This is a genomic window from Rhizobium sp. CRRU65, assembly GCF_048551595.1.
Classification (GTDB): domain Bacteria; phylum Pseudomonadota; class Alphaproteobacteria; order Rhizobiales; family Rhizobiaceae; genus Rhizobium; species Rhizobium leguminosarum_J.
In genome coordinates this window covers 136,832-160,913 of sequence record NZ_JBLYZH010000012.1, presented here as the reverse complement: position 1 = coordinate 160,913, position 24,082 = coordinate 136,832, and the positions used below count along the sequence as shown (strand labels likewise).

At 60.3% G+C, this 24,082-nt stretch carries 26 protein-coding genes; 7 read left to right on the top strand and 19 right to left on the bottom strand.

Annotated elements, in window-relative coordinates:
• Positions 1-3 precede the first annotated feature (3 nt).
• The 6 genes from ACM5SV_RS23495 to ACM5SV_RS23470 form a co-directional block, all read right to left on the bottom strand.
• Positions 4-1,335 carry a MotB family protein gene (locus tag ACM5SV_RS23495; protein ID WP_113546501.1) on the bottom strand — a complete coding sequence of 444 codons (1,332 nt, stop codon included), beginning with the start codon at positions 1,333-1,335 and terminating at the stop codon, positions 4-6.
• Complete coding sequence (locus ACM5SV_RS23490; protein ID WP_012756070.1) at positions 1,332-1,961, bottom strand: hypothetical protein; 630 nt, start codon at positions 1,959-1,961, stop codon at positions 1,332-1,334. The genes ACM5SV_RS23495 and ACM5SV_RS23490 overlap by 4 nt, the downstream gene beginning before the upstream one ends.
• 203 nt (positions 1,962-2,164) lie before the next feature.
• On the bottom strand, positions 2,165-3,127 hold the full coding sequence (locus ACM5SV_RS23485) for a flagellin (RefSeq protein ID WP_012756069.1): 963 nt from the start codon (positions 3,125-3,127) through the stop codon (positions 2,165-2,167).
• Positions 3,128-3,427: 300 nt separating this feature from the next.
• Positions 3,428-4,339, bottom strand: coding sequence for a flagellin (locus tag ACM5SV_RS23480; RefSeq protein ID WP_012756068.1), 912 nt, complete (start codon positions 4,337-4,339; stop codon positions 3,428-3,430).
• A 247-nt stretch (positions 4,340-4,586) separates the two neighbouring features.
• Positions 4,587-5,495, bottom strand: coding sequence for a flagellin (locus tag ACM5SV_RS23475; protein ID WP_011650481.1), 909 nt, complete (start codon positions 5,493-5,495; stop codon positions 4,587-4,589).
• Between the two features lie 282 nt (positions 5,496-5,777).
• A complete protein-coding gene (locus tag ACM5SV_RS23470; RefSeq protein WP_012756067.1) occupies positions 5,778-6,683 on the bottom strand; it encodes a flagellin in 906 nt (301 codons plus the stop codon).
• A gap of 430 nt (positions 6,684-7,113) precedes the next feature.
• Here ACM5SV_RS23470 and ACM5SV_RS23465 point away from each other — a divergent pair, with 430 nt between their 5' ends.
• Positions 7,114-9,087 carry a glycosyl transferase gene (locus ACM5SV_RS23465; protein ID WP_222016307.1) on the top strand — a complete coding sequence of 658 codons (1,974 nt, stop codon included), beginning with the start codon at positions 7,114-7,116 and terminating at the stop codon, positions 9,085-9,087.
• Positions 9,088-9,228: 141 nt separating this feature from the next.
• On the opposite strand, the gene fliP is transcribed toward ACM5SV_RS23465, so the two are convergent.
• The 13 genes from fliP to flgF all read right to left on the bottom strand — a co-directional run bounded on the left by fliP (position 9,229) and on the right by flgF (position 18,382).
• Positions 9,229-9,966, bottom strand: a complete 738-nt coding sequence (fliP, locus tag ACM5SV_RS23460; RefSeq protein ID WP_003556541.1) for a flagellar type III secretion system pore protein FliP — start codon at positions 9,964-9,966, stop codon at positions 9,229-9,231.
• The gene (locus tag ACM5SV_RS23455; RefSeq protein ID WP_012756065.1) at positions 9,963-10,469 is read right to left on the bottom strand and encodes a flagellar basal body-associated FliL family protein; all 507 of its coding nucleotides are present in this window, start codon (positions 10,467-10,469) and stop codon (positions 9,963-9,965) included. Before ACM5SV_RS23455 ends, fliP begins: the two co-directional genes overlap by 4 nt.
• A 12-nt stretch (positions 10,470-10,481) precedes the next feature.
• Positions 10,482-11,198 carry a flagellar basal body L-ring protein FlgH gene (gene flgH / locus ACM5SV_RS23450; RefSeq protein WP_003556536.1) on the bottom strand — a complete coding sequence of 239 codons (717 nt, stop codon included), beginning with the start codon at positions 11,196-11,198 and terminating at the stop codon, positions 10,482-10,484.
• A complete protein-coding gene (locus ACM5SV_RS23445; protein ID WP_012756064.1) occupies positions 11,195-11,737 on the bottom strand; it encodes a MotE family protein in 543 nt (180 codons plus the stop codon). Before ACM5SV_RS23445 ends, flgH begins: the two co-directional genes overlap by 4 nt.
• Positions 11,734-12,855 (bottom strand): flagellar basal body P-ring protein FlgI, encoded by a 1,122-nt coding sequence (locus tag ACM5SV_RS23440; protein ID WP_012756063.1) that lies wholly within the window; start codon positions 12,853-12,855, stop codon positions 11,734-11,736. Before ACM5SV_RS23440 ends, ACM5SV_RS23445 begins: the two co-directional genes overlap by 4 nt.
• The gene (flgA, locus tag ACM5SV_RS23435; RefSeq protein WP_012756062.1) at positions 12,852-13,334 is read right to left on the bottom strand and encodes a flagellar basal body P-ring formation chaperone FlgA; all 483 of its coding nucleotides are present in this window, start codon (positions 13,332-13,334) and stop codon (positions 12,852-12,854) included. Before flgA ends, ACM5SV_RS23440 begins: the two co-directional genes overlap by 4 nt.
• A gap of 16 nt (positions 13,335-13,350) precedes the next feature.
• Entirely contained in the window at positions 13,351-14,139 is a 789-nt protein-coding gene (gene flgG / locus ACM5SV_RS23430; RefSeq protein ID WP_012756061.1) for a flagellar basal-body rod protein FlgG, read from the bottom strand.
• 19 nt (positions 14,140-14,158) lie between these two features.
• Positions 14,159-14,500, bottom strand: coding sequence for a flagellar hook-basal body complex protein FliE (locus ACM5SV_RS23425; protein ID WP_003556525.1), 342 nt, complete (start codon positions 14,498-14,500; stop codon positions 14,159-14,161).
• A gap of 2 nt (positions 14,501-14,502) precedes the next feature.
• The gene (gene flgC, locus ACM5SV_RS23420) at positions 14,503-14,919 is read right to left on the bottom strand and encodes a flagellar basal body rod protein FlgC (RefSeq protein ID WP_003556520.1); all 417 of its coding nucleotides are present in this window, start codon (positions 14,917-14,919) and stop codon (positions 14,503-14,505) included.
• Positions 14,920-14,923: 4 nt separating this feature from the next.
• Entirely contained in the window at positions 14,924-15,316 is a 393-nt protein-coding gene (gene flgB, locus ACM5SV_RS23415; protein ID WP_012756060.1) for a flagellar basal body rod protein FlgB, read from the bottom strand.
• A 266-nt stretch (positions 15,317-15,582) separates the two neighbouring features.
• The gene (locus ACM5SV_RS23410; protein WP_012756059.1) at positions 15,583-16,125 is read right to left on the bottom strand and encodes a hypothetical protein; all 543 of its coding nucleotides are present in this window, start codon (positions 16,123-16,125) and stop codon (positions 15,583-15,585) included.
• Positions 16,126-16,127: 2 nt separating this feature from the next.
• Complete coding sequence (gene fliI, locus ACM5SV_RS23405; protein WP_017992941.1) at positions 16,128-17,528, bottom strand: flagellar protein export ATPase FliI; 1,401 nt, start codon at positions 17,526-17,528, stop codon at positions 16,128-16,130.
• Positions 17,529-17,647: 119 nt separating this feature from the next.
• Positions 17,648-18,382 (bottom strand): flagellar basal-body rod protein FlgF, encoded by a 735-nt coding sequence (gene flgF, locus ACM5SV_RS23400; protein ID WP_012756057.1) that lies wholly within the window; start codon positions 18,380-18,382, stop codon positions 17,648-17,650.
• A gap of 254 nt (positions 18,383-18,636) precedes the next feature.
• On the opposite strand from flgF, the gene motA reads away from it, so the two are divergent.
• The 6 genes from motA to ACM5SV_RS23370 all read left to right on the top strand — a co-directional run bounded on the left by motA (position 18,637) and on the right by ACM5SV_RS23370 (position 24,044).
• Positions 18,637-19,509: a flagellar motor stator protein MotA gene (gene motA, locus ACM5SV_RS23395; protein WP_003556508.1), complete on the top strand. Its 873-nt coding sequence runs from the start codon at positions 18,637-18,639 to the stop codon at positions 19,507-19,509.
• On the top strand, positions 19,510-20,460 hold the full coding sequence (locus tag ACM5SV_RS23390; RefSeq protein WP_012756056.1) for a FliM/FliN family flagellar motor switch protein: 951 nt from the start codon (positions 19,510-19,512) through the stop codon (positions 20,458-20,460).
• Between the two features lie 65 nt (positions 20,461-20,525).
• Complete coding sequence (gene fliN, locus ACM5SV_RS23385) at positions 20,526-21,110, top strand: flagellar motor switch protein FliN (RefSeq protein WP_012756055.1); 585 nt, start codon at positions 20,526-20,528, stop codon at positions 21,108-21,110.
• Positions 21,111-21,138: 28 nt separating this feature from the next.
• Positions 21,139-22,179, top strand: coding sequence for a flagellar motor switch protein FliG (gene fliG / locus ACM5SV_RS23380; RefSeq protein ID WP_012756054.1), 1,041 nt, complete (start codon positions 21,139-21,141; stop codon positions 22,177-22,179).
• A 336-nt stretch (positions 22,180-22,515) separates the two neighbouring features.
• Positions 22,516-23,595, top strand: a complete 1,080-nt coding sequence (gene flhB, locus ACM5SV_RS23375; RefSeq protein WP_012756053.1) for a flagellar biosynthesis protein FlhB — start codon at positions 22,516-22,518, stop codon at positions 23,593-23,595.
• Positions 23,596-23,600: 5 nt separating this feature from the next.
• Positions 23,601-24,044: a hypothetical protein gene (locus ACM5SV_RS23370; RefSeq protein WP_012756052.1), complete on the top strand. Its 444-nt coding sequence runs from the start codon at positions 23,601-23,603 to the stop codon at positions 24,042-24,044.
• The last annotated feature ends 38 nt before the right edge of the window (positions 24,045-24,082 follow it).

Here is a 24,082-nt window from a genome sequence, read left to right as displayed (position 1 = left end):
CGACTATCCTTGATCCGCCTGCACCAGGATCTCGATCCGGCGATTGGTCGCGTTGAACGGGTCAGACGGCAGCTTCAGCCGACGATCGGCAAAGCCGGAGACCTGGGAGATGCGTTTCTCGTCGAGCCCGCCGCGTACGAGCATGTAGTAGGCGCTTTGGGCGCGATCCATCGAAAGCCGCCAGTTCTCATTCTGCGTGCCCTTATACTGGCGACCATCCGTGTGGCCGCGGACGGCAACCGCACCACCCCTCTCCTTCAGGATCGCGCCGATCTTTTCCATGGCCAGCACCATCTCCTGGCGCGGAACCGCAGAACCGATATTGAACATCGAATCGTCGGTCTGATCGGAGATGCTGACCAGCAAACCGCCTTCGGACGCCGTCACGGTCAGACCTTCAGCGAGCTTGCCGGCAACGCCGCCGATCTGCTGGGCGATCTGCGCCTGCAGCTGCTCTGCTTCCTTCTGCTGTTGCTGTTCGGTTTCGGCCGCGATCTTGTCTGCGTCTTTCTGATGATCGGCTGCCTTCTGAGCTTCGGCCTTCTTGTCCTCGGGCGACTTGCCAGCCGGCGCTTTGCCGTCTTTGGCTTCGACCGCGCCCTTGGTTTCCTTAGTTTCTTTGGTTTCCTTGGCGGCCTTCTGATCGGTGGTCAGCGGTATAGGCTTCATATCCTCGACCTTGGCGATCTCGGTTGTCTCGCTCTCGACCGCCTGCTGGTCGCTCTTGCCGGGCGGCAACGTCTTGCCGGCGGTGGTGACTTCGACCTGTTTCGTCCAGAAATCCGGATCGAAGGGATCACGATAGGCCTCGCCGCCATCGGCGCCGGTGGCCGGGCCGGAATCGGCGGCACCGCCGTCGCCCTTGGCGCTGACATTGGCCTGCTGGCCGACTTCCTGGGCGATCTCGGCCAGAACCGAATAGGGATTTTCGAAGAAATCGGCCTCGGAATAATTGGTTTGGTCGCCTGAGGTCGATGTCTGGTCGTCACCATCCGCCGCGGCCTTGCCGTCGTTCGGATCTTCTTCCTTCTGTTTCGACTTCTCCTGCTTCTCTTCGCCCTCGGCGTTGTCGACGGGCTTCTTCAGGCCCTTCTCGGTCGGCTTTTCGTCGGAGAGTTTGATCGGATTGAAATAGGTCGCGACCGAGGCCTTGGTCTCCTCGTTGGCGGCATTGACCAGCCACATGACCAGGAAGAACGCCATCATCGCCGTCATGAAGTCGGCATAGGCAATTTTCCACGCACCGCCATGGGCGCCATCGTGATCACCGCCGCCATGTCTCTTGACGATGATGATCTCGTTCTTGCCGTGGTGGTGGTTTTCGCCTTCGCTCATTCGAGAACTTTCTTCAAGCTGGCCGCCCAGGCGGACATACGGGTGACGATGACGGCATCACCGATTTCGACGGCAAGATCGATATCGTCGGTCTCAATGTGGCGAACCGCCTCGGCATGTTCGCCGAGCTCGGCCTTCAATATGTCGAAAAGCCGGGTCGGCCCCCTGACGACGACCGCTCCGGCCGCGCCTTCGAGGATCGCGTCACGCAGCAGAGAGGCGAGGCTTTCGGCAGCCTTGGCGGCAAGCGCTTCGGTCATCACAGGCGCGATGGCAACGGCGGCGCCGGCGCTGACCAGTTGAGCGATCTCTTCGGCGATATCGCGGATGCGGGATGCAATGACCGCCGCCGCCTCGACTTCGTAACGCAGCTTCAGCTCTTCGAGTTCACGCGCATGGACCTCCGCCAGCATCCGCACCTCGCGTTCGTATTTCTCAGTCAATTCCACGGTCGCTGCGGCATGACCTTCCGCATAGGCTTCGCGGCGCTCCGCCTCGACGTCGATCGCCGGTTCGCTCGCCATTTCGGGGAAAGCGTCGCTGCCGAAATCGTCCATGTCGAGGATCGGCGCTGACGATTCCGGTTCACCGAAATCCTTCAAATACCGGGAAAGCGCAATGCTCATAAAAAACCATCCAGCATTCGGGAGGCATGCAACATGCCCGCCCCCGCTCAAAGTGACGTTGTGCGTCGGCATCCCCTTCGAAACGGGCAAGAGCCTGACCTTGCGCCGGCACGGATTCGGACGATGCCTTCATGCCGGAAACTAGGCAGTCAAACTTGCGCGAGGATGAATGGCGCCGCCGCCACCCGTGATCGCGCCCGCCCCTATTCCAGCAGGATCAGGATCTTGCTTGCGGCCGTGTTGAGGATCGAGATCGCTTCGACGGCCATCTGCTTCTGGGTTTCGATCGCCTTCTGCCGGATCGAAGCCTCGTCCATGTCGGTATCGACGAGCGCACCGACGCTTTTGTCGATCGAATCGGACAGATTGGCGGTATAGTCGATCTGATCGTCGATGCGCGTCTTCATCACGCCGATGGACGCGGCCGTGGTCGTCAGCGAGGAGAGCAGCGAGTCGGTCACGTCAAGCATGTCGGTGAGTTGTGCATCGGTCGTGTTCTTGCCAATCGCAATTTCCGTACCTGTCGCCGGCGTGGTGGAGTTGGCGTTCAGCAGATAATAGTTCCGCGACGTCGCGCCGCTGTTGTTGATCGCGTTGGCATCGACCGACTTGGTCAGCAGGCCGCCGCTCGCATTGTTCTTGTCGATGAGGATGGTCTGCGAGGATGGGAAATCGATGGTCTGAGCCTGATATTCGCCGGTTGGAGCGCGCACGAAACCAGAGATCACCTGCCATGTCGGCGGCGCGGCGGCATCGCCGTTCAACAGCCAGTTTTCACCCGCAAACGACGTCGATTCGACGACCGTCTGCAACTGCTCCTTGTATTCACTGATCTCGGCGTTGATCTTGTCCTTGTCGGCGCCTGGTTCTCTTGCCGAAACCAGCTTGGCGCGAATCTCACCGATGAGATCGATCGCCGAGTCCATCGCCGTGTAGGTCGCATCCACCTTGGCAGCGCCGAGGCCGAGCGCATCTCCGATCGTTCCGAGATTGGTGCTGTCCGAACGCATGACGGTCGCGACCGACCAGTAGGACGCATCGTCGGCGGCCGTCTCGATACGATATCCCGAGGATACTTGCTGTTGGGTCTGGCTGGCTTCTTTGTTTATGCTGCGCAGCACCGCAAGCGCATTCACCGCGGCCGCGCTGGTAATCTTAACGGTCATCGACAGGTCTCGGAATCGGGGTGAAAGGGCAGGCCGGATTGCCGGCGGCGACTGGGGTGGCGTCATGCCTCCGGCAGAGTTTCCACCGGTGTGTCGCAAAGCAAATCAACTCAAAGCGAAGTTAACTCGATATCAACCGGTTGGGCAAGAGCCTGGCGCCGAGCCCGGCGCGTCGCCAGAAATTTCGATCAAGCCGTTGATATAAAAGGAAGAACCGCGCCGTTTTGGGGCGCGGTCCGGGAGGCTTCTCGTTTGCGGCCAGACGACGGCGCAAGATTCGGTCCAGCTTCAGCGCCTGACTTAGCTACGGAACAGCGTGAGGATGTTCTGAGCGCTGGAGTTGGCGATCGACAGCGACTGGATAGCCAGCTGTTGCTGGGTCTGCAGAGCGCTGAGCTTGGAGGATTCTTCTTCCATATTGGCGTCGACGAGGCGGCCGACACCGGAGTCAATCGAATCGCTGAGCGCGCTGACGAAGCCTTCTTGCAGCTCAATGCGAGTGGAAATAGAGCCGAGCTGCGATGCAGCCTTGGTCATCGCCTCAAGGCCTGCCTCGATTGACGTCAGGGCCATGGAGATCTCAGGCGAATCGAAGTTGGTGATGTCCATCGAGTAGATCGAGCCGATCGTACCGGATGATGTGCCGATAAGGCCGGAGCTGGTCTCGATCGCGCCGGTCGAGTCCATGCCGAAGAGAACGTTGCCCGTGGAGCTCGTGTCCAGAATGTAGTCCGTCGTCTTGACCGAGACATTGCCGTTGCCATCGCGGACGAACGAGGAAACGACGCTCTTGGTGCCGTCAGCGCCCGCGACCCAGTTTTCACCGGAGAAGGAAGCCGATTGCGCGATGCTCAGGAGCTGCTGCTGCAGCTGGCCGATTTCTTCCTGCACTTTAGCCTTGTCGACACCCTTTTCGGTTGCAGCGACGATCTTCGCCTTGATCTCGCTGATGACATCGATGGCACTGTCCATGGCGGAGTAAGCGGTGTCGACCTTGGCAGCGCCGAGGCCGAGAGCGTCGGAGACAGCCGAGAGAGCCTTGTTGTCGGAACGCATGGTCGTTGCGATCGACCAGTAGGCGGCGTTGTCGGCCGCCTTCTCGACGCGGTAACCCGATGATACGCGGTTCTGCGTATCCTCGAGGCTGTCGTTGATTCCGCGAAGTGTTTGAAGAGCGGCCATTGCCGCAACGTTCGTCAAAATGCTGGTCATGAAATGATTGCCCCTTGTTGGCAGATGGAAAAAAGGGACATTCCGGAAAGCTACCGGGAACGGGGACCAGCCTCATGCCTGTTAACCGGTTCTTAAATTTGGTTAACCCACCGTCTCGTTGACCGCAGAAGACAGCATTATGGTTAATCGATCGTTAACGGACATTAAAAAAGCCGCGCTCCATTGAAGCGCGGCTCGATTCCGAGATGCCCGCCGGAGACCGGCGGGCTGATGTTTCGGCGGGTTATTAGCCGCGGAACAGCGTGAGGATGGTCTGCGAAGAGGAGTTCGCGATCGACAGCGACTGGACGGCCAGCTGCTGCTGGGTCTGCAGGGCGCTGAGCTTGGAGGACTCTTCTTCCATGTTGGCGTCGACGAGACGGCCGACACCGGAGTCGATCGAGTCGCTGAGAGCGGACACGAAGTTTTCCTGCAGTTCGATGCGCTTGGAGATCGAGCCGAGCTGAGCGCCGGCGCTGGTCATCGCCTTCAGAGCCGATTCAACGTTAGTCAGAGCCGACTGGATTTCGCCGAGGGTGAAGTTGGTGATATCCATTGCGTAGACAGAACCGGTCGCACCATTCGAAGTACCGAGGATACCCGTGGAGGTTTCGACCGAGCCGACGCTCATGCCAAACAGAACGTTGCCCATGGAGGAGCTGTCGAGAACATAGTCGGTCATCACGACCGAAACGGCGTTGGAGCCGTCACGGACGAAGGAGGCAACGACGTTCTTGGTGCCGTCAGCGCCAGCAACCCAGTTTTCACCGGAGAAGGAAGCCGACTGAGCGACGCTCAGGAGCTGCTGCTGCAGCTGGCTGATTTCTTCCTGGACCTTGGCCTTGTCGACGCCGCTTTCAGTGGCGGCAACGAGCTTGGCCTTGATGTCGCCGACGACGTCGATGGCGCTGTCCATAGCAGAGTAAGCGGTGTCGACCTTTGCAGCGCCGAGGCCGAGAGCGTCGGAGACAGCCGAGAGAGCCTTGTTATCAGAACGCATGGTCGTTGCGATCGACCAGTAAGCAGCGTTGTCCGAAGCCTTGCCGACGCGATAGCCGGACGAAACGTGGGCCTGGGTTTCCTGGAGACCCTGGTTGATGCCACGGAGAGTCTGGAGGGCTGCCATTGCAGCGTTATTGGTGTTGATGCTCGTCATAGTTTGCTTGCCCCTTGTTGGCAGATTTTAAACAGGGACATTCCGGATTTTCGGCCGGCCCACAGCGATCAGCATCATGCCTGTTAACCATTTCCGTTAAGGTTAACTCGCCGTTTCGATGGGCCTAGAAAACACCAAGATGGTTAAGGAAAGCTGAATTCGAATTTGAAATTACTTAAAAATATCTGAGGCTTAGAAGGATTTTCATTAACCTTATATTAAAATATTTCGCGGCCGGGGATGACCCGGCCGCGAAACTTGGAAACCTTGTGCCGACCGGTCTTAGCGGAAGAGCGACAGGATGTTCTGCGAAGAGGAGTTCGCGATCGACAGCGACTGGATCGCCAGCTGCTGCTGGGTCTGCAGGGCGCTGAGCTTGGAGGACTCTTCTTCCATGTTGGCATCGACGAGACGGCCGACACCGGAGTCGATCGAGTCGCTCAGAGCCGAGACGAAGTCGTCCTGGGCGTCGATGCGGCTGGAGAGCGAGCCGAGAGCAGCGCCTGCGCTGGTCATGGACTTCAGAGCTGCTTCAACGTTGGTCAGAGCCGACTGGATCTGGCCGGCGGTGAAGCTGGTGATGTCCATCGCGTAGATCGAACCGGTCGCACCGCTCGAAGTACCGAGGATACCCGTGGAGGTTTCGACCGAGCCGCCGCTCATGCCGAACAGAACGTTGCCTGCAGAGCCGCTGTCGAGAACATAGTCGGTCGTGGTGATCGAAACGGCGTTGGAGCCGTCACGGACGAACGAGGAGACGACGCTCTTGGTGCCGTCAGCGCCGGCAACCCAGTTTTCCCCATTGAAGGAAGCCGACTGAGCGATGCTCAGGAGCTGCTGCTGCAGCTGACCGATTTCTTCCTGGACCTTGGCCTTGTCGACGCCGTTTTCAGTGGCGGCAACGAGCTTCGCCTTGATGTCGCCGACGACGTCGATGGCGCTGTCCATGGCGGTGTAAGCAGTGTCGACCTTGGCGGCGCCTACGCCGAGAGCGTCGGAGACGGCCGAGAGAGCCTTGTTATCAGAACGCATGGTCGTTGCGATCGACCAGTAAGCAGCGTTGTCCGAAGCCTTTTCAACACGGTAACCAGAAGAAACGTGGTTCTGCGTGTTGTTCAGGTTCTGGTTGACGCTGCGCAGCGTCTGGAGAGCGGCCTGTGCGGAAGAATTCGTGTTAATGCTTGTCATAAGTCTGTCCCCTGGAAACTAGATACAAAAAGGAGGACATACCGGACTATAGTACCGGCGATGACGGACCAGCTTCATGCTACTCGGCGCCTGTTTTGTTTGGCCCAAACCCGTCATGTCCAGGGCAATCTCGCAGCCAATGCTTGCCAACTCCTTAAAAATACGGACCCTCGGCCGGCTCCTCGCAGGGCATAGTTAATGCCTTCTCACAAGGCTTAGTTAATGCCTGCTGAAGATAATTTTCGGCATCCGAATTCGAGCGGCATAAGAAAACTTTACCGGCGGAAGGGGCGTTTTCCTGGGACAGTCGAGGCTTTCCGGACAAAGCAGGCACTCATCGCGCCACCGGTTTCAAGCAAGCTTCGAATGCCAGTATGGCAGATGCCGGGATAGCATCATCGGACTGACCTCGTTTTTGGGAGGACGGTCCATGCGCGCTTCGGCGATCGACAGCCATGCCAGAACATTTCCTTCACGGAGTTGGGTTTTGAACAGCAAAGTTTCGTTCTCTGCGGCATCCAAGGATTACCAGATGGGCCGCTACACACAGTCCTTGGCGACGCTCAACCAGTTGATGGATATCCAGCAGGACGCCAAGACTTATGCGCTGCTGGCCAAGAACCTCGTGCAGCTCGGCTTCAAGGCCGATGCCGCGAAAGCCTATGGCCTGGCCGGGAATTGCGAAGGACCGAATTCCTACGAATACCAGAAACAGGCTGCCAAGCTGCATTACGAGACCGGCAACGAGGACGATGCTCTGCTGATCGCCATGCGAAACCTCACCAGGGCGCAGGAAGATGCGGAACTCGCCTTCATCATCACCGCGATCTATCTGAAGCGCCAGCAGCGGGATATCATCCGCCCGTTCAAGACGGTGCTGTCGCAGAGTGCCAATCCCGATCATATGCGCCTGGCGGCCCTGCTGCTGAGCGACGATCTGAACGACGCAACCAACCAGAACCTCGCGCGCAACATCTTCAAGCGTTTTCCCGGCAACCTCGCATTTCGCTTCCTTCACCTTGTTTTCGCCCGCGAATTCAATGAGTTCGAAGAGGCGAGCAAGCATCAGGCGGTAATCGACGCGGCCCTTGCAAAGGGCGATATCGAGATCCTGCGCAAGGACAACCCGTTCTATCATCTGCACTGGTGCGGCAACGAAGACTTCAACCGGTATGCGACGATCGGCACCACCCCCCTCAACCAGGAACGGGTGGCCTTCCGCCGCAATCAACCGCACACATGGTCGGACAAGATCCGCATCGGCTACATGTCATCAGACTTCTGGGATCGCCATGCGACGATGAAGCTCTTGCAGCGCATCCTGGAACTGCACGACACGGACCGGTTCGAGGTGACGCTCTTCTGCCATACGGGCCCGGAATACCTCAAGCACAACACGATCGACCGCAGCCGCTGGGGCCGGATCGTCACCGTTCACGGCTTCTCCGATCAAGCGGTGCTGGAAGCGGTGCGCGAGCATAATATCGACATCATGGTCGACCTGAAGGGCCACACTTCGGGCAGTCGCGCGACGGCCTTCAACCTGCCGCTCGCACCGGTGCATGTCGGCTGGCTCGGTTTTCCCGGCAGCACGGTCAATGTCGATCTCGATTACGTCATCGGCGACCATTTCGTCCTGCCCGAGGTGGCCAAGCCCTTCTACCACGAGAAGTTCTGCCGCCTGCCGGAGAGCTACCAGCCGAACGACCCGATGCATCGTCCGAAGCCGCGTCCTGTCACCCGCGAGCAACTCGGCCTGCCTGATGACGCCTTCATCTTCGCGTCCTTCAACGGTAACCGCAAGATCACGCCGGAGACGATCGACAGCTGGTGCCGCATTCTCAAGCGCGCACCGAACAGCGTGCTCTGGCTGATGGCGAATACGCCGCGCAACCAGGCAAACCTCCTGAAGCAATTCCAGACGGCGGGCATTTCCGCCAAGCGGATCATCTTCTGCCCCCGCGCGCCCTATGAACAGCACATCGACCGCCAGCAGGCGGCCGATATCGGCATCGATACCTTCCCCGTCAATGGCCACACGACCACCTCGGAGCAGCTCTGGGGCGGCCTGCCGGTCCTGACCGTCAAGGGCACCAACTTCGCCTCACGCGTCAGCGAGAGCCTGCTCAGGGCCATCGACCTGCCTGAGCTCGTCGCGCCCGACCTGCAGGCCTATGAGGATATGGCTGTCGAACTGGCTGAGAATCCCGGACGGATCGCTGAGTACAAGGCGCATCTCAAGGAGAAGCGCTATACCGCGCCGCTCTTCGACGCAGAACGGTTCTGCGACCATCTGGAGCAGGCCTATCAAATCATGGCCGAGCGCGCCAAGCAGGGTCTTGCCCCCGATCACATGGACATTCCGGCGTTGCCGCCGCGCACGGCGCCGTTCGCGGCCGAATGAGGCTTTTCGACCGCTACAGCGCCGCGCGTCTTTCAGACGCGTAACGGACGCTGTAGCTCTTTGAATTGCTGCATAATGAGAAACCCGCCGGAGCGATCCGGCGGGTTTCTCATTGGCGAATATCCAAGCGGCGGCAGCCGGTCAGCTGAACGAGCGCACCAGGCTGCCGACGAGCAGGTTCCAGCCGTCGATCAGCACGAAGAAGAGAATCTTGAAAGGCAGCGAGATCGAGGTCGGCGGCAGCATCATCATGCCCATCGCCATGGTGATGGTCGCGACGATGAGGTCGATGACGAGGAACGGCAGCACGACGAGGAAGCCGATCTCGAAGCCGCGGCGAATTTCGGAAATCATGAAGGCCGGGATCAGCACGCGGTAGTCGATCGGATCGGTCGTCTGGATATTCTGCCCGCGTTCGCGCGCCAGATCGACGAAGAGCGCCAGATCCTTGTCGCGGGTATTGGCCGCCATGAAGGTGCGGAAGGGTTCGGCGATACGCTGGACCGCTTCGGTCTCGTTGATCTGATTGGCAAGCAGCGGCTGCACGCCGTTCTGCCAGGCCTGATCGAAGGTCGGCGACATGACGTAGAAGGTCATGAACAGCGACAGCGACAAGAGGATCATGTTGGAGGGCGTCGAGGAGAGGCCCATCCCCGAGCGCAGGATCGAGAAGGCGATGATGAAGCGCGGAAAGCTCGTCACCATAATCAGGATGCCCGGAGCGACCGAAAGAATGGTCAGCAGGCCGAATGTGCGGATGATCCAGGCGGCGACGGAGCCATCGACCGGCACGTTCAACAAGTCAGTCGGCAGCTGCTGTGCCACCGCCAGTTCCGGTACCGCCATCATGGCGGCAAGGAAAACTATGAGACGAATCATTCGATGACAAATGTCCTGAACATGACCTTCGATACCCGCCCTTGCGAGCGAAGGTCAACACGTTCCTGTATGTCATCCTTGAGATATTGAAAGCCGCGCGGCCCCTCGATCTGCTGGAGGGAAACGGTCCTGATATAGGCGAGGATATCCTGGTGAATATCCTCGGAAACCTTGACATCCGGCGGCCCGTTGAACAGCAGCGCGACTTCGAGTCGCACCCAGTTTTCTGAGGGGTAGGCGAGGTTCGAGGTGATCGGCTCGAGCTGGACGACGTTGTTGGCCTCGGTCGAGATGCGCGCCAGGCCTTCCTCGGCCTTCTTCTTGGCCTCAGCATCCTTGGCCTGCTCGACCTCCTTGGCGCCCTTGATGTTGGGCGCGACGATCGTGCCGACCGCCCAGCCGCCGCCGGCGCCGAGCAGGGTCAGGACGGCGATGCCGATGATCGTCATCAGCGCGCCGGATTTCTTCTGCGATTGACCTGCGCTTGCGTCTGGCTCTGCCATCGTCGTTCAGCCTCAAAGCGGCGAGAAAAGATCGACGGCCTGCTGGCCGCGCGGAGGCTGCTGCACTTCCATCAGACGGCCGCGGCCGCCGTAGGAGATGCGGGCTTCGGCGATCTTGTCGTAGGAGATCTGGTTTTCGGCATTGACGTCCTGCGGACGAACGATACCGGCAACGTTCAGGATGCGCAGTTCCTGGTTCAGGCGGACTTCCTGCGAGCCTGATATGACAAGGTTGCCGTTTTCGAGAATGCCGGTGACGACGGCGGCGACCAGAAGGGTGAGCTTGTCGGTGCGCTCGATCTTGCCCTTGCCGTCGGTGCTGGTGTCGGAACCATAGGTGAGGTCGGTCTTGGACTCGGGCGTCCAGCCGAAGATCTGGGCGTTGACGTCCCAGTTCATGCCGCTCGAATTCTTCCGGCTGCGGTTGGTCTCGTTGTCGAAGGAGCCCTTGTCGTTGATCTGGATGTCGACGGTCAGGATGTCGCCGACGTTCAGCGCGCGCGCATCCTTGAAGAGGGCGGCCTGCGAATCGCTCCACAGCGAATAGCCCTGCGCCACGGCGCGCGGCTGCTTCGGATAAAGCGCCATCTGCGGCGTCTGCCCGTAGGCAAGGCCGCTGCCGATCGGGCTCATGGCAGGCGCACGGCCGATCTCGCTGACCGCCGTCGGAGACTGGCAACCTGCAAGGAGTGCGAGGGCGGCGATCGCGGCCGGGAAACGCATATTCATGAAGGATCCTTCGACGTATTGGGATCGGACGCACTGGCGATGACGCTGGCGATGACCGCGGCCTTCTCAGGGTCCATCTCGTTGAGGATGAGGCTCGACTGACGCGGCCCGAGCCGCATGATCACGGCGGAGGCCACCTCGATCTTCATGTCCTGCAGCTGGAGTGCGGCCGCATCCGGCTTCATCTTCCTGTAGATTTCGGTGAGGCCGGCCTCCGCCTGCTTCAGGAAATCGTCGCGCCGCTTCAGCCAGTCCTGGTACTCGGCCTTGCGCTTGTCCATTTCCGCCATGCGGGCGTCAATGTCGGCGCGAAGCTTTTCCAGTTCCTGCTTCTGCAGGAGGTAACGCTGGTCGCGGGCGGGCTCGGCGATGTTGGTGCAGAACTGCTTGATCTCGTCCTGGGACGTGATGTCGCCGGCCGGCGCATGTTCCTGCGCGAAGGCGCTGGGGATCGACAGAAGGACGAGGCCTGCGGCGGGCAGCGCCAGCCGGCGCAGCAATTGCAAAACCGTCATGTCAGGGTTGATGATATCAATCATTGCAGCACAAGCTCCGCCTGCAGGGCGCCCGCCGACTTGATGCCCTGAAGAATGGCGATGATGCCATCCGGTTTCACGCCGATATTGTTGAGACCGGCGACAAGGGTCCTGAGATCCGGACCATCGATGATGGCGACGCGCCCGCCGGTCTGCTCGGCTGCAATATCGGTCTGCGGCTGGACGGCGGTCCGGCCTTGCGAGAAGGGTTCGGGCTGGATGATCTGCGGCGTCTCGGTGACCTGGACGGTCAAGGTGCCGTAGCTGACGGCGACCGGCGAGACGCGGACGTCGGACCCGATGACGATCGTTCCGGTGCGTTCGTTGATGACCACCTTGGCCGGCGTGTCGGTCTCGACGATGAGATTTTCAATATCGGCCATCAGCCGGGTGAGATCGGCTGTGCGCGGCTTCTGGATCACGACTTCCTGCGAATCTTTGGCTTCGGCGACCGGCCCGCCGAAGCGCGCCGAGGCATAACCGTTGACGATGTCGGCGATGCGGATCGCCGTCGAGAAGTCGGGGTTGCGCAGCTGCAGGACGAGATTGACCGAGTCCTTGAAGCGGGACGGCAGTTCACGTTCGATGATCGCGCCGCCGGGCACGCGGCCGGCGGTGGTGACACCTTCGGTCACGGTCGCCGCCTGGCCCTGCGCCTGAAAACCGGAAACGATGGCGGCACCCTGCGCGACGGCATAGATTTGGCCGTCGGCGCCAGAAAGCGAGGTCATGACGAGCGTGCCGCCGCGCAGCGACGTCGCATCGCCGAGCGAGCTCACCGTCACGTCGATGCGGCTGCCGGGGCTTGCGAAGGGTGGCAGGTTGGCGGTGACCATCACGGCCGCCGTGTTCTTGGCGTTGGACTGGCCGCCCTGCGTCGAGATGCCGAGATTCTGCAGCATCGCGCGCATCGACTGCTCGGTGAAGGGCGAGGACCGGAAGCCGTCGCCGGTCCCCTGGAGGCCGACGATGAGGCCATAACCGATCAGCTGGTTGTCGCGGCCGGCCTGAAGGGAAGCGATGTCCTTGATGCGGGAAGTCAGCGCCCAGGCGGGCACGACATCAGCCAAACTCATGGCGAGAACCGCGACAAGGGTGACGAAGCGGAAGAACAATTTCATTTTGCCCTCACATGGACCGTGCCGTCCGCAAGCACCGTGCCGCTGACGATGACGCCGGAGTCCATATTGCGCGCGCGGACGACCTGCCCGGTCGTGCCGTCTTCGAGCGGCGTGCCGGCGGCGGAAATCGTCAGCGCGCCGAACGACAGAACCAGACGGATCGAAGAGCCGCGCGTCACCGTATAGGCCTCGCGCAGGCCCGAAACCGAAATCGTCCGGCCCGGCAACAGCGTACGCTTGGAGACCATGCCTTCGACCTGGGAAATGGATTTGGCATAGTCGCCGGCGAGGTTGGGGTTGGTAACCTCGACCTCCTGAAGCTGGCTGGACGACAATGTGTCGCCGGGGTAGATGATCGTCGTCGGAACGACGGCATAACCCATGCCGGCATCCACGTCCGCGGGCAAGAAAATGCCCGCGACTGCGATCGTGGCTGCTGCCACCCATCCTGAGATGTGTCCTGCCCGGCAAAACATCATGTTTCGGCCCTTCCCTTTACTTCAGATTCTTGCTGACGATGGAGGCCATTTCGTCAGCGGTGGTGATCACCTTGGAATTCATTTCATAAGCGCGCTGGGCCGAGATCAGCTCGGTGATTTCCTTCACCGGGTCGACGTTCGAAGATTCCAGGTAACCCTGCTTCATGTAAGCGAAACCTTCCTCGTCGGGATTGCCGATGACGGCTTCGCCGGAGGCCGGCGTTTCCTGGAAGAGATTGTCGCCGAGCGGCTGGAGACCCGCCTCGTTGACGAAGTCGGCAAGGGTCAACTGGCCGAGCTCGGTTGCCTCCGTCGCACCCGGCAGCTTGGCTGTGACCTGGCCGGAGCGGCTGATCGTCAGTTCGGTCGAGCCCGTCGGAATGGTGATGCCGGGAAGGACCTCGTAGCCGTCGATGGTGACGAGCTGGCCCTGGTCGTTCTTGTTGAAGGCGCCGGCGCGGCTGTAAAGCGTCGTCCCGTCGGTCGACTGGATCTGGAAGAAGCCCTTGCCGATCAGCGCCACGTCGAGATCGTTGCCGGTCTGGGTCAGTTCGCCCTGGAGATGCAGGTTGCGGACCGCTGAGGTCTGGACGCCGAGGCCGATATTGGCACCTTCCGGAACGACGGCCTGGTTGGCGCGGTTGGCGACACCCTTGGCACGTTCGGTCTGGTAGAGAAGATCCGAGAATTCGGCGCGGGCGCGCTTGAAACCGGTCGTATTGATGTTCGCGATGTTGTTCGCGATGACTTCCAGATTGGTCTGCTGGGCATCCATGCCCGTTGCTGCGATGGCGAGCGCTCTCATGTGTTCGTCCTCAAATCAGTTACATCTGCATCTTGGTGACTTCGAGAAAGGCCGAGACGACCTTGTCGCGGATGGCAATCGCGGTCTGCAGCGTCTGCTCGGCCTGGAGCATGGAATCGACGACTTCGCGCGTCGTCGCCGTGCCCTTGATACCGGCAAAGGACATGCTTTCCGCACCCTTCAGGCTGCTGACCGCGTCGCTCGCCATGTTACCCATGACGGAGGCGAAGCTCATGCCGTTGGCCGCACCTGCGGCGCCCGGCATGGTGGCGGCAGACGACGAGGTGGAATTTTCGGTGTCGACGGCGCCGAGCGCACGGGTCATCGAAAGGTTGCTGACGTTCTGGACGCTGCTGATCATTATTATTGGCTCTTCAGGAGGTCGATCGTGGAGGAGATGAGATCGCGGGTCTGTTTGATGGTCTGCAGATTGGCGTCATACGAGCGGTTGGCTTCGCGCATGTCGGCCATCTCAACCAGGATATTGACGTTCGGCAGTTTGACGACGCCCTTCGGGTCCGCAGCCGGATTGCTGGGGTCGAATTCAGTGCTGAAGTCGCCTTCGTCGACGCCGACCTTTTTGACGCCGACAGTCTCGACACCGTTGGTGCGATCCATCTGCTGGCCGAAGGTGATCGTCTTGCGGCGATAGGGATCGGCACCGGGCGTGTCACCCGTCGAGCGGGCATTGGCGATGTTTTCCGAGACGATGCGCAGCCGCGTCGACTGCGCCTCGAGCCCGGAACCGGCGATTTTCATTGCTGCTGAAAGCGGATCCATAACTTTACTTCCTGACGGTCATCAACATCATGCGGTTGAAGGAACTGACCAGCGAGGTGTTCAGATCGTACTGACGCTTGATATCGCCCGACTTGGAGAGCTCCTCGGCCAAACCGACCGTATTGCCGGATTCCTGGACACCGATTTCCTGGTCGAGCGCGGCATCCTTGACGTCGATATCGCCGCTGTCGCTGAAATCGTTGCCGCTGAGATGCGCCGGATTGGTGCGCGCCATGTTGATATTGGAATTGTCGAGCACCGCATCAAAGGGCGTAACGTCCTTGGCGTGGAACTTCGGGGTATTGGCATTCGCGATGTTGCCGGCAACAACCTGCTGACGAATCGTCAGCCATTCCGCCTGCCGCGAAGCCAAGTCGAAAAGTTGGATCGGTTGCATGAGAACTCTCCGTTTTTACTGTCCCGAACCTAGTGCGGTAATCTTGCGTGGGACTTACGGGAATTCAGGCTTCGAGGCGGTTTTCGGCGAAGGCCGCCGCTATGACGGCGCCGCGCGTCTTGCCGATGCGCCAGGACGCTGTAACTCTCTGAATTGCTGAGTCATTTCCCCAAATCGGAATCGATTTAAGGAATGACGCAGTAAAAAACAGGGGCTCCGGCCGGTCACGGCGGAGCCCCTGTTGCCTTCCGCGTTTGCGGACAGGTTCAATTGTTCTGGTAGGTCTCGCCCTTGGAGGTGACGATCACCCATTTGCCGTCGCGCTGCTCGAGTGTCGCAAGGCGGCTTTCATCGGGCAGGATCGAGCCGATGCGCACCACATACATGCCGGAGGGATCCTCGATCAGCGCCCGGCCGTTGGAAACATGCAACAGCCGGAAGGACGATTTGCCGGGGAAGGGCTGATCCTCCTGTATAGCGCGGCCATCGCGCTCCTTGCCGAGATCGGAGACCGTCGCCGTCGTCAGCGGATCGATCGGCGGGGCCTTCTTGTCCGCTTCGTTCTTGTTGACCATGGCAAGCGGCGAGACGCTGAAGACGTTGCGGGCCGGCCAGTCCGGCAGTTCGCGCGAATTGCTGCTGCTGGCGACATTGATGCCGAACTTGTCCGCGTTGAAGAAGACGTACCAGGGAAAGAAGGCGGAGGCGCCGGCAAGCGCCAGGCCGGCGAAGGTCAGAAACCGATCCAGGATGGCGGCTTTCCTGCGCTGCTTCAGGGAAGCAATGCGTTCGTCGTCGAAATCAGCCACGTCTAGCCTCTCCTCTGAATAGGGGCGCCCTGATTGCCCATGCCGGCTGCAGCCTTGAGCGCACCGGCGAGATCGGCGAAAGCGTCGAGCGAGTCGCGGTCGCCCGGAGACTGCTTCAGGACGTCGTAAATGATCGGCACCTGCTTGATCGCCATGTCGAGATCGGGATCAGCACCCTGACGGTAACCGCCGATCATGCGCAGATCGCGCGTCTCTTCGAAACGGTGGATCAGCACCTTCAGCCGCGATACCAGCTTTTCCTGATCCGGCGTCCAGGCCTTGCGGGCAAGACGCGAGATCGAGGCGAGCGGATCGATCGGGGGATAACGCCCTTCTTCGGCGAGACTGCGCTGCAGGACGATATGTCCGTCGAGGATGCCGCGGGTCGAATCGGCGATCGGGTCATTGTGATTGTCGCCGTCGACGAGGATCGAGATGATCGCGGTGATGGTGCCGGCGCCCTCGGGACCGGGACCGGCGCGTTCCAGGAGGCGCGGCAGCTCTGTGAAGACGGAGGCGGGATAACCGCGCGCGATCGGCGGCTCGCCGGAGGCGGTCGCCACCTCGCGGATCGCATGGGCGAAACGCGTGACGCTGTCGATGATGAAGAGGACGTTCTCGCCCTTGTCGCGGAAATGCTCGGCGATAGTGACCGCCGTCAGCGGCGCCATCTTGCGCAGCATCGGGCTCTCGTCGCTGGTGGCGACGACGGCGATCGCCTTCTTCATATTGCTGCCGAGCGTATCCTCGATGAATTCGCGCACCTCGCGGCCGCGTTCGCCGACAAGCGCAATGACAACCTTGTCGAAAGCATCGGCGCGGGCGAGCATGGAAAGAAGCGTTGACTTGCCGACGCCGGAGCCGGCGAAGATGCCGAGGCGCTGGCCGAGGCAGAGCGGCGAGAAGATGTCGATCGCGCGTACGCCGGTCTTGAAGCCGGTCTCGACACGCTTGCGGGTCATCGAGGGCGGCGCGGTATTGGAGATCGAGCGGCGATCGAGGCCCTCGGCGATCGGGCCCAGCCCGTCGATCGGCTCGCAGAGCGAGTTGACGGTGCGCCCGCACCAGCTGTCCGTCGGTGCAATGCGGAAGGCGCCCTTGCGGATGACGGTATCGTGGATGCCGATCGGCTCGCCGGGTTCGATCGGGCAGACATAGATCAGTTCCGGCTCGACGCGCACGACTTCGCCGAGATGGATGCCGGTCGCCGATTTATGGGCCACGAACTCGCCGAGACGAACGTGGCGGGAGAGACCGTGAACCGTGTAGTGGCCGGCAGCGATGGTCTGCACGCGACCGCCATGGGCAACCGCAAACTCCGGCGATGCGTATCGGTCGACGAGGCCCGCCAGATGCGCCAGCTTCGGAGAAAGACCGTCCATAGACAGTAGCGTGGTGCTCATGCTTCAAATCCCGCCCTGAAATACGTTGCGTGCAGCTCGCGGCATGCGACGTATTTTGGGTCTTTGTTCTTGTGCATGTCGTTCTCTCAAAACCGCCAAACACTTTTGGACGACATGCATTAGCGGCTGCCGCCAAGCGTCTGGACGGCTTCCTTGAAGGAATCCTCGCTGTCGCGCATCAGCGATGAGACGCTTTCGAAGGCGCGGTTGACTTCGATCAGCTGGGTGATCTCGCGCATGGCGTTGACGTTGGAGTTTTCGAGATAGCCCTGCTCGACACCGACATTGAAGCGGTCGACGACGGCGCGCGGCTGGTCGGTGGTCATGATGCCGCTGTTTTCGTAACGCAGGTAACCCTTGCTGATATCGGCCTCGAACAGGCCGAGCGAAGCAACCTGGCGGTCGGCCTGATAGATGATGCCGTCCGTACCGACGGCCGGCTCGCCACCCTTCGTGTTGAGCTGAATCGGCGCGCCGCCGGCGTCAAGAACCGGATATCCCCTTATCGAGACGAGTTCGCCGGTATCCTTGATCGTGAAGCGGCCGTCCCTCGTCAGAACGCGGCCGGCCGGCGTATCGAGCGCAAACCAGGCATCGCCCTTGATGGCGAAATCGAGCATGTTGCCGGTGTGCTGCAACTCGCCATTTCCCTCGTTCAGGTAGTCGTTGCCCTGGGAAACGAAGGCCACCTTGGTGTTCAGCTTGTTCTTAGTGGCCGCCACCATCTCATCGAACTTCACCTCGGTGGCGCGAAAACCCGTCGTGTTCACGTTCGCCATGTTGTCTGCGATGGTGTTCAGACGCTTTTCGAGAGCCATCTGCGACGACAGAGAAACATAAAGACCGGATTGCATGTCGGTAAGCTCCAAGCATTGGCGATGAACGGAACGAAAAGCCGGGGGTCGTCTCATGTGGTTCGGCCGGGATTTCGCTGAGGCGGCATCTCAGAAACGGGCGCGGGCACCCATTCGTCTTCTTTAGACTGACGGCAGATGCTTGCGCGAAGCTGGCACGCGGAAATGCCTTGCGATCGGGCCTTTCATCAGCCTCACGCAAGGCAGAAACCCTATCGGTCTAAAAGAAAAGCAACGTTCAGATTGGGCTGACGATGAACATCATTATCGGATTTATAGTGACTTGCGGCTGTATCGTCGGCAGCTTCATGGCGATGGGCGGCGAAGTGGACGCGCTGTTCCAGCCCTTCGAATTCCTCATCATCGGCGGCGCCGGCCTCGGCAGCTTCATCATGGCGAACCCGATGAAGGTGGTGAAGGACTCAGGCAAAGCGCTCAGCGAAGCCTTCCGGCACGCCGTACCGAAGGAACGCAATTATCTCGATACGCTCGGCGTGCTCTATTCGCTGATGCGCGACCTGCGCACCAAGTCGCGAAACGAAATCGAAGCCCATATCGACAATCCGGCCGAATCGACAATCTTCCAGTCGGCTCCGACGGTTCTGAAGAACAAGGAGCTGACGGCGTTCATCTGCGACTACGTGCGCCTGATCATCATCGGCAACGCCCGCAGCCACGAGATCGAGGCGCTGATGGACGAAGAGCTCAACACAATCATGCACGACAAGATGAAGCCCTACCACTCGATCCAGATCATGAGCGATTCCTTCCCGGCGATCGGCATCGTCGCGGCTGTTCTCGGCGTCATCAAGGCGATGGCCCATATCAACGATTCACCCGAAGTGCTCGGTCATCTGATCGGCTCGGCACTCGTCGGCACCTTCCTCGGCATTCTCTTGTCCTACTGCGTCTGCTCGCCGCTGGTCTCCCAGATCAAGGTCGTGCGCAACAAGCAGCACCGCCTCTACGTCATCGTCAAGCAGACGCTGCTTGCCTATATGAACGGCTCGGTGCCGCAGGTCGCTCTCGAATACGGCCGCAAGACGATCTCGGCTTACGAGCGTCCTTCCATCGACGCGGTCGAGCAGGAAATGATGAACCCTGGTGGCGAAAACAAGGCGGCTTAAATGACTATGAGCAATGCTTCGCACGACAAACCGGCAATGGATCCTGCCCTTCTCGCCAAGCTGACAGGCGGGCTCGGCGACAGAGGCGGAGTTGCCAAGATCTGCAGTTCCTTCGGGGAAATCTACAGCGAATTCTTTCCCGACGTCATCAAAAGCGAGACCGGCCTCGACGTGACGGTCAACTATCTCGGCTGCGAGATCGGCTACAAGAACCACCTGATCGAAGATCTGAGCGCGAACGTCACGCTGGTCGATGCGACGCTGCGCAACTGGTCGCAGAACATCACGCTTGCCTGCGGCAACGGCTTCGTCATCACGCTGATGGAGCACCTGCTCGGCGCCACCGCCGATACGATCGAGGAACCGGCCGACCGGCTGCTTTCGATCATCGAGCTCGATCTGGCGGTCATGGTCTTCGACAAGATCGCCAAAGTGCTGCGCTCGGCCGTCAACGCGCCGGGCGGCTTCGAACCGAGCCTTTCGGCCCCGCACGCCCTTGACGCGCGCGCCCGGCCGCCGGAAGATCGTCCGGACGAATTCGCCGCTGCCATCAACATGTCGATCACACTTGCCGGCATCGTTTCGGAATTCGCCTTGATCGTTCCGCAGACGGCGCTGCTCAAGACCAAGGTGACGCCGCCGAAGCCGAAACGCCAGGCCACCGGCAAGTCACCGGAATGGACTGAGCAGCTCGGCGACCAGGTCCGCCGCTCGCATGTCACGCTCGAGGCGAAGATCAGGCTGCAGGACCTGACGCTTCGCACGATATCGAAGCTGATGGTCGGCGACGTCATTCCGTTCCGCGACCACGGCGACGTGCGGGTCGAGGTCAGCGCCAACAGCAAGGAATTGTATGTGTGCGAGTTCGGGCGTTCAGGCGAAAATTACATGGTCCGCGTCAAGGATACGATGAACTCGGATGACGAACTCATCCGTCATTTAATGAATTAATCGGTTCTCTGGCTTTTGGGCTGCAAAGGCAGTTTGAGGCAAGTTTCAACTGGAATAGTGATTTCATGGCTACGAAGAAAACACAGCAGAACAGCGACCTCTCCCTGGATCTTCCGGGCAGCGAAGCCGATCTCGATCAGGCGATCGACGATCTGCGCGGCGTACTGAAGCAGGATGCCGACGGCGACCTGCCGCAGTTTGGCGACGACCCGCAGAGCGACCCCTTCGCAGCAGGAACGGACCTGGCGGCCTTCGGCGGCGAGGCTTCGGAAAGTCCTTTCGGCGGCGACGATTTCGGCGGCGATTTCGGCGGCAGTGCGAGCTCGGCTGCCGGCATGGATTTCGGCAGCAGCCCCTCCTTCGAGGAGTCACCGGCTCCACTCGGCAGCGCTTTGAATTCGAACTTCGACCTGATCATGGACATCCCGATCGACGTCCAGATCATGCTCGGCACCAGCCGCATGCAGGTCTCCGGCCTGATGAACCTCAATGAAGGGGCGACGATCGCCCTCGACAAGAAGATCGGCGAACCGGTCGAGATTATGGTGAACGGCCGCAGGATTGCACGTGGCGAAATTACGGTGCTTGATAACGACGACACGCGATTCGGTGTGAAGCTGATTGAAGTTTTGAGTACGAAAAAAGCCTGATCCCTGTGTGGGACGGAGAGGTTAGACCATGATGGACTTTGACGATTTCGGCGGCGCATTAGCCGGGAAACCGTTGACCCAGGCTGAAAAGGCGGCGGCTGTTCTTCTCGCTATGGGAAAGGGAGTCGCCGGCCGGCTGTTGAAATATTTCACCCAGGCCGAACTGCAGACCATTATCTCATCCGCCCAGTCGCTGCGCGCCATTCCGCCGGACGAGCTGCTGTTGCTCGTCTCCGAGTTCGAAGACCTCTTCACCGAGGGCGCCGGACTGATGGACAATGCCAAGGCAATCGAAGCCATTCTTGAAGAAGGCCTGACGCCCGACGAGGTCGACAGCCTGCTCGGCCGCCGCACTGCATTCCAGGCCTACGAAACCTCGATCTGGGATCGCCTCAGCGAGGCGGAGCCGACATTCGTCGCGCAGTTCCTGCTGCGCGAGCATCCGCAGACCGTCGCCTATATTCTTTCGATGATGCCCTCCTCCTTCGGCGCCAAGGTGCTGCTGCAGCTTCCCGACAATCGCCGCGCCGACATCATGAACAGAACGGTCAATATGAAGACCGTCAGCCCGAAGGCTGCGCAGATCATCGAGAACCAGGTCATGACGTTGCTTGCCGAAGTCGAGGCAGAGCGCAATGCGGCCGGCTCGACGAAGGTCGCCGATCTCATGAACGAACTCGACAAGCCGCAGGTCGACACGCTGCTCAGCTCGCTCGAATCGATCAGCCGCGAATCGGTCAACAAGGTTCGCCCGAAGATCTTCCTGTTCGAGGACCTCATGTACATGCCGCAGCGCAGCCGCGTCATGCTGCTCAACGACATCTCGACGGATGTGCTCACCGTCGCGCTACGCGGGTCGCCCCCCGAGATCCGCGAATCGGTTCTCTCCGCCATCAGCCCACGCCAGCGCCGCATGATCGAATCGGATCTGCAGAGCGGCATGGGCGGCGTCAATCCGCGCGAGATCGCGATTGCCCGCCGCGCCGTGGCGCAGGAAGCGATTCGCCTGGCCAATTCCGGCCAGATCGAGCTCAAGGAAAAGGAAGGCGACGCTTCGGCGGCCGCCTAAAGTGCGCCGCGATCTTTCAGATTCGCTCCTCGCGCTTTAGGTCCTTGTTTTTACGCATGTCGTTGTCGCAAAACCGCTGCACACTTTTGCGCGACATGCTTTGGCGCTTCGAGACTGTTGACAAATCCGGCATGTCGAACGGCGGCTGTTGATCGCCGTGCCACAGGCGGCTACCCTTCCAGCAACAGACCGTGCTCTAAAGCGCGTCGCATAGAACTCGGTTCCTGCGACGCGCTTTAGGTCTTTGTTCTGATGCATGTCGTCATCCCAAAAGCGCTGCACGTTTTTGGGCGGCATGCATTAGCTGCGGCCTATTTCTTTGAAGAGGGCCGCGACTTGGCAGACGATGACAAGGACAGCAAAACAGAAGCCCCAACCGCGAAAAAGCAAAGCGATGCCGCGGAAAAGGGCAACGTGCCGTCTTCGCGCGAACTTTCGATCTTTGCGACCATCCTCGCGACCTTCATTTACCTCGTATTCTTCCTTCCCGACAGCGTCGGACGCATGAGTGAAACGCTGCGCGACATCTTCGAACAGCCCGACCAATGGAAGATCGAGACGGGGCCGGATGTGCTGGCACTATTCGTGCGGCTCGGCTGGGCAAGTGCGGCGCTGGTGGCGCCCGCCTTCATCCTGTTCATGGTGTTCGGCGTCGCCTCCTCCGTCTTCCAGAATCTGCCGACACTGGTGCTGGAACGCATCCGCCCGCAGGCCTCGCGTATCTCGCCGATCAAAGGCTGGTCACGGCTCTTCAGCGTGCCCGGCCTGGTCGAATTCGGAAAGTCGCTGTTCAAGGTGGTCGTCGTCGGGGTGATCCTGTTCTTTGTGCTCAGGAGCGAATATTTCGGTTCGATCGACGCGATGTTCTCCGATCCGCAGACGATTCTGGTGCGACTGATGGCGGCGATGCGCAAGATCATCATCGTCATGCTGATCGCCACCGCGATCGTGGCAATCGCCGATCTTTTCTGGACGCGCCATCACTGGTTCACCGAGCTGAAGATGACGCGGCACGAGGTGAAGGAAGAAAACAAGCAGGCGCAGGGCGACCCCTTCGTCAAGAGCCGGCAGCGCTCACTGATGCGCGACCGCGCGCGCCGGCGCATGATCGCCGACGTCCACCGCGCGACGCTGGTGATCGCTAACCCGACGCACTATGCGGTGGCGCTGCGTTACGCGCGTGAAGAGAACGATGCGCCGGTGGTGCTGGCCAAGGGTCAGGACCTGATTGCGCTCAAAATCAGGGAGATCGCCGAGAAGAACGGCATACCGGTGTTCGAGGATCCGCCCCTTGCGCGCTCCATGTTTGCGCAAGTCTCGATCGATAGTGTCATCCCGTCAGTCTTCTATAAGGCGGTAGCGGAGCTCATCCACCGGGTCTACGCTGCGGACGCCAAGAACAAACGGGTAAGATAAGCCGAATGAAAAAATGCCCTCACTCTACCCAGCGTGAAAAGATCCTCGCAGACGCGATCAGCCCGGTCGCTACTGAACTGCGCCTTCTGGATGCTTCTGACCTTATTTCACTGCTGCGCTTCGAGTATTACGGCAACCTTTCCGATCTCGTCGCTTCGGCGGCGGAGCTTTTCTTTCATCCGGGCACGGTGAATTTCGGCCTGGGCGGCAATTATACTCTGGAATGGGGCGGCAAGCCCGAAGTCGTTCTCGATCTGGAAATCAAGCCACGCGGTGTCACCGTCTACGCACAGCTCACCCTTGCCGAAGACCACGCCGGCATCGAGATCAATCATATCGCCTTCCAGAACCCCTCGGCGGATCCTGACGAGAACACCATATTCCTCAGAAGAAGCCTTCGGGAATCGCGTTACAGCATCAACCAGCCGCCTCAGACGCTGGCCGGCTGACGTCTTTCAAGACAACCGAGCTTTCGCATTCGCCTTGG

Excerpts from the sequence above, each read along its gene's own strand:
- flgC (WP_003556520.1), bottom strand. The coding sequence starts at position 14,919 with ATGGATCCGCTTTCAGCAGCAATGAAAATCGCCGGTTCCGGGCTCGAG.
- flgH (WP_003556536.1), bottom strand. The coding sequence starts at position 11,198 with ATGAATATGCGTTTCCCGGCCGCGATCGCCGCCCTCGCACTCCTTGCA.
- ACM5SV_RS23445 (WP_012756064.1), bottom strand. The coding sequence starts at position 11,737 with ATGATTGATATCATCAACCCTGACATGACGGTTTTGCAATTGCTGCGC.
- ACM5SV_RS23480 (WP_012756068.1), bottom strand. The coding sequence starts at position 4,339 with ATGACCAGCATTTTGACGAACGTTGCGGCAATGGCCGCTCTTCAAACA.
- ACM5SV_RS23470 (WP_012756067.1), bottom strand. The coding sequence starts at position 6,683 with ATGACAAGCATTAACACGAATTCTTCCGCACAGGCCGCTCTCCAGACG.
- ACM5SV_RS23485 (WP_012756069.1), bottom strand. The coding sequence starts at position 3,127 with ATGACCGTTAAGATTACCAGCGCGGCCGCGGTGAATGCGCTTGCGGTG.
- ACM5SV_RS23465 (WP_222016307.1), top strand. The coding sequence starts at position 7,114 with ATGCGCGCTTCGGCGATCGACAGCCATGCCAGAACATTTCCTTCACGG.
- ACM5SV_RS23490 (WP_012756070.1), bottom strand. The coding sequence starts at position 1,961 with ATGAGCATTGCGCTTTCCCGGTATTTGAAGGATTTCGGTGAACCGGAA.
- fliG (WP_012756054.1), top strand. The coding sequence starts at position 21,139 with ATGATGGACTTTGACGATTTCGGCGGCGCATTAGCCGGGAAACCGTTG.
- ACM5SV_RS23425 (WP_003556525.1), bottom strand. The coding sequence starts at position 14,500 with ATGATCAGCAGCGTCCAGAACGTCAGCAACCTTTCGATGACCCGTGCG.
- ACM5SV_RS23440 (WP_012756063.1), bottom strand. The coding sequence starts at position 12,855 with ATGAAATTGTTCTTCCGCTTCGTCACCCTTGTCGCGGTTCTCGCCATG.
- flgG (WP_012756061.1), bottom strand. The coding sequence starts at position 14,139 with ATGAGAGCGCTCGCCATCGCAGCAACGGGCATGGATGCCCAGCAGACC.
- ACM5SV_RS23475 (WP_011650481.1), bottom strand. The coding sequence starts at position 5,495 with ATGACGAGCATCAACACCAATAACGCTGCAATGGCAGCCCTCCAGACT.
- fliP (WP_003556541.1), bottom strand. The coding sequence starts at position 9,966 with ATGATTCGTCTCATAGTTTTCCTTGCCGCCATGATGGCGGTACCGGAA.
- ACM5SV_RS23390 (WP_012756056.1), top strand. The coding sequence starts at position 19,510 with ATGACTATGAGCAATGCTTCGCACGACAAACCGGCAATGGATCCTGCC.
- fliN (WP_012756055.1), top strand. The coding sequence starts at position 20,526 with ATGGCTACGAAGAAAACACAGCAGAACAGCGACCTCTCCCTGGATCTT.
- ACM5SV_RS23370 (WP_012756052.1), top strand. The coding sequence starts at position 23,601 with ATGAAAAAATGCCCTCACTCTACCCAGCGTGAAAAGATCCTCGCAGAC.
- flgB (WP_012756060.1), bottom strand. The coding sequence starts at position 15,316 with ATGCAACCGATCCAACTTTTCGACTTGGCTTCGCGGCAGGCGGAATGG.
- fliI (WP_017992941.1), bottom strand. The coding sequence starts at position 17,528 with ATGAGCACCACGCTACTGTCTATGGACGGTCTTTCTCCGAAGCTGGCG.
- flgA (WP_012756062.1), bottom strand. The coding sequence starts at position 13,334 with ATGATGTTTTGCCGGGCAGGACACATCTCAGGATGGGTGGCAGCAGCC.
- motA (WP_003556508.1), top strand. The coding sequence starts at position 18,637 with ATGAACATCATTATCGGATTTATAGTGACTTGCGGCTGTATCGTCGGC.
- ACM5SV_RS23495 (WP_113546501.1), bottom strand. The coding sequence starts at position 1,335 with ATGAGCGAAGGCGAAAACCACCACCACGGCAAGAACGAGATCATCATC.
- ACM5SV_RS23455 (WP_012756065.1), bottom strand. The coding sequence starts at position 10,469 with ATGGCAGAGCCAGACGCAAGCGCAGGTCAATCGCAGAAGAAATCCGGC.
- flgF (WP_012756057.1), bottom strand. The coding sequence starts at position 18,382 with ATGCAATCCGGTCTTTATGTTTCTCTGTCGTCGCAGATGGCTCTCGAA.